This window comes from Gordonia tangerina (genome assembly GCF_021556435.1).
GTDB lineage: Bacteria > Actinomycetota > Actinomycetes > Mycobacteriales > Mycobacteriaceae > Gordonia > Gordonia tangerina.
The window spans coordinates 1-11713 of the sequence record NZ_JAKGCU010000047.1; the positions used below are offsets into that span (position 1 = coordinate 1).

At 64.1% G+C, this 11713-nt stretch carries 10 protein-coding genes and 2 pseudogenes; 7 read left to right on the forward strand and 5 right to left on the reverse strand.

The features are described from left to right. Positions 1 to 348 precede the first annotated feature (348 nt). Together L1892_RS24200 and L1892_RS24205 are read left to right on the forward strand one after the other, a co-directional pair. Positions 349 to 738: a DUF5313 domain-containing protein gene (locus L1892_RS24200; RefSeq protein WP_235726307.1), complete on the forward strand. Its 390-nt coding sequence runs from the start codon at positions 349 to 351 to the stop codon at positions 736 to 738. Positions 739 to 742: 4 nt separating this feature from the next. Beyond that, positions 743 to 1222 (forward strand): MarR family winged helix-turn-helix transcriptional regulator, encoded by a 480-nt coding sequence (locus L1892_RS24205; protein ID WP_235726308.1) that lies wholly within the window; start codon positions 743 to 745, stop codon positions 1220 to 1222. Positions 1223 to 1236: 14 nt separating this feature from the next. Here L1892_RS24205 and L1892_RS24210 read toward each other — a convergent pair whose 3' ends face one another. Then, positions 1237 to 1893: a GNAT family N-acetyltransferase gene (locus L1892_RS24210; protein WP_235726309.1), complete on the reverse strand. Its 657-nt coding sequence runs from the start codon at positions 1891 to 1893 to the stop codon at positions 1237 to 1239. Between the two features lie 205 nt (positions 1894 to 2098). Between L1892_RS24210 and fadD8 the strand changes: the two genes are divergently transcribed. Next, positions 2099 to 3697 (forward strand): fatty-acid--CoA ligase FadD8, encoded by a 1599-nt coding sequence (gene fadD8 / locus L1892_RS24215; RefSeq protein ID WP_372475482.1) that lies wholly within the window; start codon positions 2099 to 2101, stop codon positions 3695 to 3697. Positions 3698 to 3719: 22 nt separating this feature from the next. On the opposite strand, the gene L1892_RS24220 is transcribed toward fadD8, so the two are convergent. Together L1892_RS24220 and L1892_RS24225 are read right to left on the reverse strand one after the other, a co-directional pair. Then, positions 3720 to 4970, reverse strand: coding sequence for a cytochrome P450 (locus L1892_RS24220; protein WP_235726311.1), 1251 nt, complete (start codon positions 4968 to 4970; stop codon positions 3720 to 3722). Between the two features lie 65 nt (positions 4971 to 5035). Next, positions 5036 to 6324 (reverse strand): annotated as a pseudogene (locus L1892_RS24225) (cytochrome P450). Positions 6325 to 6463: 139 nt separating this feature from the next. On the opposite strand from L1892_RS24225, the gene L1892_RS24230 reads away from it, so the two are divergent. Further along, positions 6464 to 7075 (forward strand): TetR/AcrR family transcriptional regulator, encoded by a 612-nt coding sequence (locus L1892_RS24230; RefSeq protein ID WP_235726313.1) that lies wholly within the window; start codon positions 6464 to 6466, stop codon positions 7073 to 7075. A 159-nt stretch (positions 7076 to 7234) separates the two neighbouring features. Here L1892_RS24230 and L1892_RS24235 read toward each other — a convergent pair whose 3' ends face one another. Beyond that, the gene (locus L1892_RS24235; RefSeq protein WP_235726314.1) at positions 7235 to 7723 is read right to left on the reverse strand and encodes a nitroreductase family deazaflavin-dependent oxidoreductase; all 489 of its coding nucleotides are present in this window, start codon (positions 7721 to 7723) and stop codon (positions 7235 to 7237) included. Beyond that, entirely contained in the window at positions 7723 to 8886 is a 1164-nt protein-coding gene (locus L1892_RS24240) for a steroid 3-ketoacyl-CoA thiolase (RefSeq protein WP_235726315.1), read from the reverse strand. The genes L1892_RS24235 and L1892_RS24240 overlap by 1 nt, the downstream gene beginning before the upstream one ends. Before the next feature lie 267 nt (positions 8887 to 9153). Between L1892_RS24240 and L1892_RS24245 the strand changes: the two genes are divergently transcribed. The 3 genes and pseudogenes from L1892_RS24245 (at position 9154) to L1892_RS24255 (ending at position 11493) form a co-directional block, all read left to right on the forward strand. Beyond that, positions 9154 to 10443, forward strand: coding sequence for a cytochrome P450 (locus L1892_RS24245; protein WP_372475481.1), 1290 nt, complete (start codon positions 9154 to 9156; stop codon positions 10441 to 10443). Continuing rightward, a complete protein-coding gene (locus L1892_RS24250) occupies positions 10440 to 10892 on the forward strand; it encodes a nuclear transport factor 2 family protein (protein WP_235726316.1) in 453 nt (150 codons plus the stop codon). Before L1892_RS24245 ends, L1892_RS24250 begins: the two co-directional genes overlap by 4 nt. A 57-nt stretch (positions 10893 to 10949) precedes the next feature. Then, positions 10950 to 11493, forward strand: a pseudogene (locus L1892_RS24255) (carboxymuconolactone decarboxylase family protein). Positions 11494 to 11713: the final 220 nt, after the last annotated feature.

An 11713-nucleotide genomic window follows, 5' to 3' on the forward strand; every position in this document is an offset into this window, starting at 1 on the left:
CAACTCGCCAACCGCCTCGTCGGCATACTCCACGGATGCCTGGCCCGCGGCATCCCCTACGACCCCGACACCGCATGGAAGGACCAAACCCCCGCCGCGGCTTGACATCAAACCTTCAGGGATGTCTCGACCAGCGAAGGTCGCATGCTCGCCCAGGGGCTCGCAGGCTACTCGACCAGCGAAGGTGGGGCTCGCAGGCTACTCGACCAGCGGCGAAGGGGCTCGCGGGCTCTGTGACCACCGAGCATTCCGTGAGGGGCGTTTGTCCGGTGATCGAGTAGCCGACGAACGGAGTGAGGAGGCGTATCGAGATCACGCCCGCACAATTCGATCGTGTACGATCAATTCGTGCAAACGTCACCATCGGCCGATCGTCCGCGCGGGCTGCAATACATCCGCTACATCTACGGCGCGAGGATGCCGAGGTCCATGAACGACTGGGTCGCCAACGACCTGGCCGGTCGGCACGCGACCCTGCGGATGGTGGTCCGCTGGGCCGTGCCCGTCCTCATCCTGATGTTGCCGTTCCTGTTCGTGCCGGCATCGTGGGATGTCCGGATCACCATGGCGCTACCGATCCCGATCGCGTACGTGTTCTTCACCTTGGCGCTCAACCGGGTCTACCGTCGCCATCGGCTCGAACAGCACGGTCTCGATCCCGATCTGATCGACAAGCGCGAGAAGGAGCGCAACGCAGACCTGTACCAGGAGTATCACCGCAAGTATCGCGGGCGGTGACGGCATGTCCGAGGTGCACATCGCAGGTGCAGAGGCGAATCCGCTGCTGCTGGAACGGCAGGTGTGTTTCGCTCTCGCGGTCGCCAACCGGTCGGTGCTGAAGATCTATCGTCGACTACTCGAGCCCCTGGGGCTGACCCACCCGCAGTATCTGGTGATGTTGGCACTCTGGGAGGACTCGCCGCGTGCGGTCAAGGATCTCGGACAGGTGTTGCAGCTCGACTCGGCGACGTTGTCGCCACTGCTCAAACGGCTCGAGTCGTCGGGCCTGGTCTTGCGGCAGCGTCGCGGCGATGACGAACGCAACGTCGACGTCGCGCTCACCGACGATGGACGAGCGTTACGAGAGCAAGCCCTGGACATCCCGCCCGCCGTGATCGACGCGCTCGGCGTCGACCTCGACGTCCTCGAGGAACTCCACGGGGTGCTGACCCGCGTGAATGCCGCGGCCACCCGGGCCGAAGGGATGGCAGCCCGGGGCTGACCGGGGGGTGGGGACTACGCGCTCGGCGCCCGGACCACCATGTGCGCGCCGGGGAAGTACGCGGCCATCTCCGAGCGTGACTTCCGCAGGCAGGCGGTGCCGTAGCCCTTCTTGCGGTGGTCGGGATGAATCCAGATGCGCACGTCGACCTCGCCGCCGGTCAGTTCGCCGAAGACGAATCCGACCTTCTCGCCGCCGTCGATGCCGACGAGCCACACTGCGTCTTCGTTGTGGACGCGCTCGGTGGCCTTGGCGATCTCGTCGGAGATCTCACCGGCAGGTGTGCCCGAACCGTCGCCGGCGACCTTGAGCTCCTCGGTGCGCGTTGCGAACAGATCGGCGTCGGCGGTCGCGTCGAACGGTCGCAGCTCCAGCGAATCACCACTGCTGGCGGGACGCTCGGCGAGGGTGAAGGTCAGCGCATTGTTGAGGTCGTCGAGTTCGGCCTGGTTCTTGCGCCGCTCGTCCTTGGTGAGCTGGTAGAACGACATGCCGAGAATGGCCTCGGCGCCCAGGGTGGACTTGTCGAGCAGCTTGGCGACGGCATCGACGGCCTCATTGCGGGTGTCGGCGTCGACGATGGCGTCGAGCACCTCGTGACGGCGCTCGAGTGCAGTCAGCAGGGCATCGGTGATGTCGCGGCGGGAGGTGGCCAGATCCAGATCGGTCATGGTCACCGATCTTAGTTCAGGCTCCGCGACGTGGGGTGATGAGTGCGGCGAACGACTGAAAGCAAAAAATGCAACATGTTCTAGACGGTCTCATACGTGCGCAGCGATAGGTCTGTGCACTTCATAGACGATCTTTGACGTCTTTTCTTCCGAAAATCTGAAACACGTCCTAGTCTTGATGACCATGACCGATCTTCAGGATTCGATGACCGAGTTCGACCATCTGCGCGGCGGCACCCATCTCGGTGACCTTTTGGTGGCCGCATTGCGTCGCCATGCTGACCGCAAGGTGCTGTTCCTCGGCGACACCGAACTCACCGGTCGGCAGATGGCCGACGCGGTCAGTCGCTATCAGCAGGCCTTTGAATCCCTCGGTGCGGGCACCGGGTCGACGGTGGGATTGCTCGCACTCAACCGTCCCGAGGTGTTGCTGGTCATCGGTGCCGGGCAGACGCAGGGCTGGCGGCGCACTGCGCTGCATCCGCTCGGCTCGCTCGACGACCATGCGTATGTGCTGTCCGATGCAGGGGTGACGACTCTGGTCATCGACCCGGTGCCGATGTTCGTGGAGCGAGCGGTGGCCTTGGTCGACCGCGTCGAGAGCCTCAAGCAGGTGCTCACCCTCGGCCCCGTCCCCGAAGAACTCGCCGCCTACGGTCGCGACGTCATCGCCGAGGCCGATAACTTCTCGCCCAGGCCGCTGGCCGCCGCCGAACTCCCGCCCGAACACATCGTATCGATCACCTACACAGGTGGTACCACCGGCAAACCCAAGGGGGTAGTCGGCACCGCACGGGCGATGTCGACGATGACCCAGATCCAACTCTCGGAATGGGAGTGGCCGGAGAATCCGCGCTTTCTGATGTGCACGCCGCTGTCGCATGCGGGTGCGGCATTCTTTGTCCCCACCCTGATCAAGGGTGGGTGCATGGTGGTGATGGGCAAGTTCGACCCGGCCGAGGTGCTGCGCGTCATCGAAGAAGAACGCATCACCGCCACGATGCTCGTACCGTCGATGCTGTACGCGCTGATGGATCACCCGGACTCCAAGACCCGTGATCTCTCGTCCCTGGAGACCGTGTATTACGGTGCGTCGGCGATCAATCCGGTGCGCCTGGCCGAAGCCATCGAACGGTTCGGTCCCATCTTCGCGCAGTACTACGGGCAATCCGAGGCGCCGATGGTGATCAGCTACCTCGGCAAGAACGACCACCCGAAACCCGGCGAGGATCCGCGCCGCCTGAGCAGTTGCGGGCGTCCGTCGGCGTTCCTGCGGACCGCGCTGCTCGGACCCGACGACAAGCCCGTCGCCCAAGGGGAGCCCGGTGAGATCTGTGTGGCGGGACCGCTGTTGGCCGGCGGCTACTGGGGTCTTCCCGAACAGACCGCGGAGACCTTTCGGGACGGCTGGTTGCGCACCGGCGACGTGGCGCGCGAAGACGCCGATGGATTCTGGTACATCGTCGACCGCACCAAGGACATGATCGTGACCGGTGGCTTCAACGTCTTCCCGCGCGAGGTGGAAGACGTTGTGGCCGAACATCCTTCGGTCGGCCAGGTGGGCGTGATCGGTGTGCCCGATGACAAGTGGGGTGAGGCCGTAACCGCCGTGGTGGTGTTGCGATCCGACGTCGAACACGATGAAGCTGCCAAGGACCGGATCATCCGAGAGATCCAGGAATCGGTCAAAGAACGCAAGGGTTCGGTGCAGTCACCCAAACAGGTCATCTTCACCGACTCGCTGCCCCTGACGGCCTTGGGTAAGCCCGACAAAAAGGCGCTCCGCGCGCAGTTCGCGGCGTAGGGCCTGGCGCGGTCGCGGCTGCTCAGCCGGGGGTTGACGCCTGGCCGTAGGACACCTGCAGGTCCTTGACACCGTTGAGCCAGCCGGAGCGGACGCGTTGCGGTTCGGCGAGTTTGGTGATGTCGGGGACGAGGTCGGCGAGCGTGTCGAACAGGGTTCGGACCTCAAGTCGCGCGAGGTTGGCGCCGATACAGAAGTGGGCGCCGTTGCCGCCAAAACTCAAGTGCGGGTTAGGATCGCGGGTGATGTCGAACGTGAACGGGTCGTCGAACACCTCCTCGTCGTAATTTGCTGAGCTGTAGAACAATCCGACGCGCTGGCCGGCTGCGATCGGAACCCCCGACACCTCGGTGTCGACGCGTGCCGTGCGTTGGAAGCAGTGCACGGGCGTCGCCCACCGGATGATCTCGTCCACCGCGGTGGCCGGCCGCGACCGCCGGTAGCGCTCCCACTGATCCGGATGATCGAGAAAAGCGTTGAGACCGTGCGAGATCGCGTTTCTGGTCGTCTCGTTGCCCGCGATGACGAGCAGGATCACGAAGAAGCCGAACTCGGACTCGTCGAGGGCATGGCCGTCGATGTCTGCCTGCACCAGTGTCGTCACGATGTCGTCGCGGGGGTGCGCGCGACGATCCTCGGCCATCGCATAGGCATACGACAGCATCTCGACGTGAGCGGTGAACGGGTCGTGCCTGCTGTCCGGGTCGTCGGGGTTGACCATGGAATCGGCCAACTCGCAGAGGTGTTCGTGGTCGGCGGTAGGCACACCGAGCAGGTCGAGGATGGCGCGCAGCGGGACATGGACGGCAATGTCCTCGACGAAATTACCTGCCCGGTGTGCGGCCGCCGCGGTGATCAACTCGTGCGCATGTGCTCGCAGCCCGTCGTCGAGGGAGGCGACCGCCCGCGGGGTGAACATCCGCGACACGATCTTGCGCATCCGGGTGTGCTGTGGCGGGTCCATGTTCAGCAAGAACATGCGCCCGGCATCCACCTGTTCGCGGGTCGAGGTCTCCGGCATCCGCATCACCGCACCCTTGGCCCAGTTCGACCACGTCTCGGTGTCCTTGGAGATCGCGCGAATATCGGCGTGGCGACTGATCACCCAGAATCCGTCGTCGTCGAAGAACCGCTGACTGTTGGGTTGCGGATTCCACCACACCGGCGCCGTGGCGCGGCGTTGCGCGAACTCGCGCAACGGCAGTCCGCGCTCGAGTAATGCCGGATCGGTGAAATCGATCTGGTGAGCACTGTCTTCGGTCGAGAGAGTCATGAGGTCCTCGCGATCCCCACACCACCGCAGTGTGGCCTACCTCACACGACGGTACCCGACGCCGGTCAACTCGAATAGCGGATAGGCAAGTCCTTCACTCCGTTCAGCCAGCCGGAACGGACGCGACGCATGTCGCCGATGCGGGTGATGTCGGGTAGTTCGTCGGCGATTGCGTTGAAGATGAGATTCAGTTCGAGGCGGGCGAGGTTGGCGCCGATGCAGAAGTGTGTACCGCTGCCCCCGAACGCAAGATGCGGGTTGGGATCGCGCGTGATGTCGAAGGTGAACGGATCGGTGAACACTTCCTCGTCGTAGTTTGCTGAGCTGTAGAACAGGCCGACGCGCTGGCCCTTCGCGATGTCCTGATCGCCGATCCGGGTGTCGGCGAGAGCGGTGCGCTGAAACGCGTGCACCGGCGACGCCCACCGAAGAATTTCGTCGACGGTGGTCACCGGGCGCTCGGCCTTGTAGAGATCCCACTGCGCGGGGTTGTCCATGAATGCGTTGAGGCCGTGGGTGATCGCGTTACGGGTGGTCTCATTGCCGGCAGTGATCAACAGGATGACGAAGAAACCGAACTCCGCCTCGTCGAGTGCCTCGCCGTCGAGATCCGCTTCGATCAGCGTCGTCACGATGTCGTCGGTGGGATTGCGCCGACGCTCCTCGGCCATCTGATAGGCGTACCCGAGCAGCTCAGCATTCGCTGTGGTGGGGTCGATGGTCTGGTCGGGGTCATCGCTGTTGATGATCGCGTCGACCAACTCGTGGATCCGAGGGCGATCGGGCTCGGGAACGCCGATGAGGTCGAGGATCGCCTGCAAGGGCAGGTGCACGGCGATGTCGTCGACGAAATTGCCCGAACCCTTCTCGGCCGCCTCGCGCACGATACGTCGGCCCGAGGTGTACAGGTTCTCCTCCAGCATCGACACCGCTCTCGGGGTGAAGATGCGCGAGACGATCTTGCGCAGCCGGGTGTGCTCGGGCGGGTCGTGATTGACCAGCAACGCCTTGGTGAACTCGATCTGATCCGGCGTGACGTAGTCGGGCAGCCGGATGATTGCACCGTTGGCGTTGGTCGACCAGAGTTGGTTGTTCTTCGAGATCTCCCGAATGTGCGCGTGTTTGGAGATCACCCAGAATCCGCCGTCACTGAACCCGGAGGTGCCCTCGGGCTGGGCGTTCCACCACACCGGCGCGGTTCTGCGCAGCGTGGCGAACTCGCGGATCGGGATGCCCTGCTCCAGCACGTCGGGTCGGTGAAGTCGAATCCCGGGCGGATGGTGCCCAGGCCGGTGGCTGTGCTCAAAAGAAACCTCCTGATGACGGCGGCAGTGCGCGCCGACGACAACGACATGTGTCAGCTGTCACCACACCATACACTAGAAAGAAATATGTATGGTCTCGCGGAAGTCGCCGGTTCTTTGTGCCTCGCCGGTAGGCTGACTCGTCATGAGCTGGCGTGGTGGGGTAGGCGGCGACGGGGCACGTGGCTGATGCGTACCCACGGTTGGGGCGGACAGGTGCCCGTCAACGACGCCGAGGCGCGGGCCCGCATCCTGGAGGCGACCCGGACAACCATCGACCGTCGGGGTGCCGCCACCAGCCTGGCCGACGTGGCCCGTGAACTGGGGGTCACCCGGCAAACCGTCTACCGCTACTACGCCGGTACCGACGAACTGCTCGCCGCCACCGCGGTGGTCGCCGTCGACGCGCTACTCGACCGGATGGCGGCACGGCTGCGTGGCATCGATGCCCCCGATGTCGCGGTGGTCGAGGGGCTGACCGGCGTGCTCGCAGAACTGCGTGACGACGACTATGTCGGCCTGCTTCTACGAGCGGACCGGGTGAGCGCGCCGATCGTCGGCGAGTTCACCTCGGAGCTCGGCCGGAACTTCGCCCGGTCCATCATCGACCGGATGGATGTCGACTGGTCGGCGCGTGGCTATGGCGACGACGATCTGGAGGTGATCATCGAGATCGTTCTGCGCACACTGCAATCAATGGTGCTCGACCCGGGTGGGTCGCAGCGCTCGGTCGACGATGTGCGGGGTTTTCTCGACGCGTGGGCAGGTGCGGCGGTGCGGGCGATGCCTGCCGGCCGGTGAGTATCACGAAGCGTCAGCGGGGCTCGCAGATCACCACCGGAATCGTCCGCTCCGTCGGTGGGATGGGTGGACGGGAGCAGGCGAGTTCAGCGGGGCTCGCAGATCACCACCGGAATCGTCCGCTCCGTCGGTGGGATGGGTGGACGGGAGCGGACGAGTTCAGCGGGGCTCGCAGATCACCACCGGAATCGTCCGCTCCGTCCAGGCCGCGTAGGTGTCGAAGTCGGCATAGGTGTCGACGAGCTCTGGCCACAGCTCGGCGCGCTCGGACTCCGATGCCGTACGGGCCGTGAGATCGAAGGTCTCCGTCCCGAGTTGGATCGTCACCCGGGGATCGGCGACCAGATTCAGATACCACGCGGGATTCTTGGGCAGCCCACCCTGCGACGCGACAAGTATGAACGTGTCGCCCTTGCGGAGAAAGATCAGCGGCGCCGTGCGCGGTTCACCCGATTTGCGGCCGGTGGTGGTGAGTAGACATACCGGAACCGGTTTGCCGAACCCGGCGCCGACCCGCCAGTACTTGCCGAGTCGGCCGCCGGTTGCCTTGTACAGCTTGGTGTTCAGGCGTGAACCCACCTTGATGAGGCGTTGCACCACCGGCGACCCCAGCTGTTTGGGCCGGTTGGTCGGATCCATGACGGGCATCAGATGCGCTCGATGATGGTGCCGGTCGACAGCGCCCCGCCGGCACACATGGTGATCAACGCGGTCTGCTTGTCGCTCCGTTCGAGTTCGTGCAGGGCGGTGGTGATGAGTCGGGAACCGGTGCTGCCCACCGGATGTCCCAATGCGATGGCGCCGCCATTGACGTTCACCTTGTCCATGTCGGCCTTGTGAACCTGCGCCCAACTGAGGACCACCGATGCGAAAGCCTCGTTGATCTCCACGATGTCGATGTCCGACAACGACATCCCCGACTTCTCCAACACTCGCTCGGTGGATTGCACCGGGCCGTCGAGATGGTAGTGGGGCTCGGCGCCGACGAGTGCCTGTGCCACGATCCGTGCGCGCGGCGTGAGACCGAGTGCGCGAGCCTTGGCCTCATCCATGATCAGGATCGCCGCGGCGCCGTCGGAGATCTGTGATGACGTGCCTGCCGTGTGGATGCCGCCCTCGATCACCGGCTTCAACGCTGCCAACGAGTCCATCGTGGTGTCACGCAGTCCCTGGTCGCGGCCGACATCGAGGATCTTTCCGGTGAGCTCACCGTCCTTGGTGCGCTCGGGCGCCTTGAGGGAGAGCACCTCCCGGTCGAACCGGCCTTCGGCCCACGCCTGCTTGGCCAATCGCTGACTGCGTTCGCCCAATGCGTCGGTGTCTGCCCGGGTGATGCCGCGTCGCTCGGCGATCCGTTCGGCGGATGCGAACTGGTTGGGCATGTCGATGTTCCACGAGTCCGCGTGGTACGGACCGGCATCAGTGCCGACATTCGCGCCCAGCGGGACCATCGTCATGGTTTCGACGCCACATGCGATGCCCACATCGATGGTGTCACTGGCAATCAGCCCGGCGATCAGATGATTGGCCTGTTGGGCTGAACCGCACTGGCAGTCGATGGTTGTCGCACCCACGTGGTCGGGCAGTCCCGCCGACAACCATGCCTTGCGGGTTATGTTGCCGGCCTGCGCCCCGGCCTGCGTCACGCAACCGCCGATGGTCTGCTCGACGATCGCCGGATCGATCCCAGCCTTCTCGATCACCCCACGCTGGGTCATCCCCAGGAGTTCCTCGGCATGCAGACCCGACAGCCATCCGGCCCGCTTGCCGATCGGCGAACGCGCCGCCTCCACGATCACCGGCACACCCATGCCTGACTCCTCTTCTGTGTGGTTTCGATCTCGCATCCAAATTAGAACAAGTTCTCATTCGAGTCCACGGACGGGACGGGTTCGGCGAACGCCGGGCCGATGCCGCGGATCGGATGTGGCAATGCTGATTGCTACCATCGCCCCACGTCACGAACTGCGCGCAGTGAGAAAACTAGAACAAGTTTCAATCTGGGACTGTCATCGGCGTCACAATGTGCTCTAATGAGATTGAAACAGGTTCTAAATCTCAGAGCGAGGTGGTGTGACGTGACCCAGGCACAGGGTGCGACGACCGGCGCCGAATCGGGGGGCGCTATGGCTGATTATCCGTTCATGGAGCAGGAGGGCTGGGACTTCACGAATCCGGAATTGCTCGAGAAGGGCATTCCGGTGCAGGAGTTCGCACAGCTCCGCAAGACGGCACCGGTCTGGTGGAACGCCCAGTTGCCGGGGAAGGGCGGCGGCTTTCATGACGGCGGGTACTGGGTGGCGTCCAAGCACGCTCATATCCGCGAGATCTCGAAGAACAACGACGACTGGTCGACAGCCACCAACGGCGTCATCATGCGGTTCGACGACGAGATGACCCAGGATCAGCTCGACGTCACCAAGGCGCTGCTGATCAACCACGATCCGCCGGACCACACCCGGCTGCGCAAGCTCGTCTCCAAGGCGTTCACGCCGCGCGCGGTGCATTCGTTGGAGGAGAAGCTCGACAACGCTGCCCGCACCATCGTCAGCAAGGCCGCCGAGAAGGGTACGGGCGACTTCGTGCATGACGTCGCCGTCGATCTTCCGTTGCTGGCCATCGCCGACCTGCTCGGTGTGCCCGAAGAAGACCGCGGCAAGCTGTTCGACTGGTCGAACAACATGATGAACTACGACGATCCGGAATTCGGCGAGGACCCGCAGATGGCGTCGGCCGAGATTCTGGGGTACGGCTACACGATGGCCGAGGCGCGGCGGAAAGACCCGGTCGATGACATCGTGTCAGTACTCGTCAACGCCGACATCGACGGTCAGAGCCTCGACGAGACCGAGTTCGGCTTCTTCTTCATCCTGTTGACCGTGGCCGGCAACGAGACCACGCGCAACGCCATCAGTCACGGTATGAATGCCTTCCTCGATCACCCGGACCAGTGGGAGCTGTTCAAGACCGAGCGGCCCGCCACCGCGGTCGACGAGATCGTCCGCTGGGCGACCCCGGTCAACTGCTTCCAGCGAACTGCCAAGCGGGACACCCAGATCGGCGGCGTCGACATCAAGGAAGGCGAGCGCGTCGGACTCTTCTACGGCTCGGCCAACTACGACGAGGACGTCTTCGACAAGCCGTTCGACTTCAACATCCTGCGCGATCCCAACCCGCATGTCGGTTTCGGCGGCAACGGCGCCCACTTCTGCGTCGGCGCCAACCTGGCGCGCATGGAGATCAACTTGATGTTCAACGCGATCGCCGACCTCGTGCCCGACATCAGTAAACTCGAATCGCCGCGCCGCCTACGTCACGGCTGGATCAACGGTGTGAAAGAACTCCAGGTCGATTACGGCACGAAATGACCACGCAAGAAAAGGAATCGCCGGCCTACCTGAACATCGACCGGGAGAATCATCCCGCGGTCCTGGCCGGTCGGCGGTCCCGCGAGTTCGTCATAGCGCGCGACAAGCAGGCGTGGGTGGACAACTTCGCCGCCGAGGGGTCGGTGGAGGATCCGGTGGGGCCGTCGATGTTCGATCCGGAAGGTAAGGGCTTCCGCGGACACGAACAGATTGCGGAGTTCTGGGACAAGTCGATTGCCACCACCGAGAGCATCGAGTTCGTCTTTGCCGACGAGATCATCTGCGGCGACGAGGTGGCCTATGTGGGAAAGATCGTCACCCACATCGCCGGCCACGTGTCCGAGGCGCACGGTGTGTTCACATATCGCGCCGATGCGGACGGGAAGATGAGCGCGTTGCGCGCATTCTGGGAGGTCGAGAAAACGATCAACTCGGTTCGACCCGCCTGACCTGGTATTTCCGCGCCCTCAGCACGGAGGCCGCGAAAAGGGCGTTAGTGTCGGGCGATGCGCGCACTCAATCGAATCCGTGGTTTCGGCAGAGCGTTTCGGTCATCACAGCGACACCGGGGCGATCTGGTCGGGTGGCTTCGCCGCCGTCCGCAGATCGGTGCGGCCACCGGCCTCTACGAGACTGCGCTGTTGCTCAGCAATGCGCTCGAGCCGAAGCTCAAAGAACTCGCCGAACTGAAGGCGGCCGGCCTGATCAGCTGTGATTTCTGTCTCGACATCGGCTCTGCGCTCGCCCACGACAGCGGCGTCAGCGAGCGGCAGATCCGCGACCTGCCGCGGTACCGTGACAGCAGCGCATACTCCGAGCTGGAGAAGCTCGTCATCGGCTACGCCGAAGCCATGACGCTGACACCTGCCGTCGGGGGCGACCTCGCTAATCTACGAGAAGCATTGTCGCGCCATCTATCGCGAACGTCAGATCGCTGAGCTCGCGATGACCATCGCGTGGGAGAATCAGCGCGGTCGGCTCAACCAGGCCCTCGGGGTGCGACCGATGGGAATGTCGGACGGCCAGGCGTGCGCCCTCCCCGAGACGTAACCTCACCTCCCCACGCGCCCAGCACGGAGGCCGACCCCTTTCGCGCCGACAGAACCCAAAAATTCGCCGAGAGAAACCTCCCCGGCTCGCCGACGGATCCTTGGGCTCAAGTGGTCACCGCAACAGCCTGTCTGTTGGAGGTTGCTGGTGGCGAACAATCGTGTGCCCGCGGTGAAGCGTGAGCGGTTTTGGGTAGCTCTCGGGGAGGGTAGTTCGGTGG

What these genes read in the sequence shown, in the direction of transcription:
- L1892_RS24250 (WP_235726316.1), top strand. Translation starts at nt 10,440, where the DNA reads ATGACCACGCAAGAAAAGGAATCGCCGGCCTACCTGAACATCGACCGG.
- L1892_RS24205 (WP_235726308.1), top strand. Translation starts at nt 743, where the DNA reads ATGTCCGAGGTGCACATCGCAGGTGCAGAGGCGAATCCGCTGCTGCTG.
- fadD8 (WP_372475482.1), top strand. Translation starts at nt 2,099, where the DNA reads ATGACCGAGTTCGACCATCTGCGCGGCGGCACCCATCTCGGTGACCTT.
- L1892_RS24230 (WP_235726313.1), top strand. Translation starts at nt 6,464, where the DNA reads ATGCGTACCCACGGTTGGGGCGGACAGGTGCCCGTCAACGACGCCGAG.
- L1892_RS24240 (WP_235726315.1), bottom strand. Translation starts at nt 8,886, where the DNA reads ATGGGTGTGCCGGTGATCGTGGAGGCGGCGCGTTCGCCGATCGGCAAG.
- L1892_RS24220 (WP_235726311.1), bottom strand. Translation starts at nt 4,970, where the DNA reads ATGACTCTCTCGACCGAAGACAGTGCTCACCAGATCGATTTCACCGAT.
- L1892_RS24210 (WP_235726309.1), bottom strand. Translation starts at nt 1,893, where the DNA reads ATGACCGATCTGGATCTGGCCACCTCCCGCCGCGACATCACCGATGCC.
- L1892_RS24235 (WP_235726314.1), bottom strand. Translation starts at nt 7,723, where the DNA reads ATGCCCGTCATGGATCCGACCAACCGGCCCAAACAGCTGGGGTCGCCG.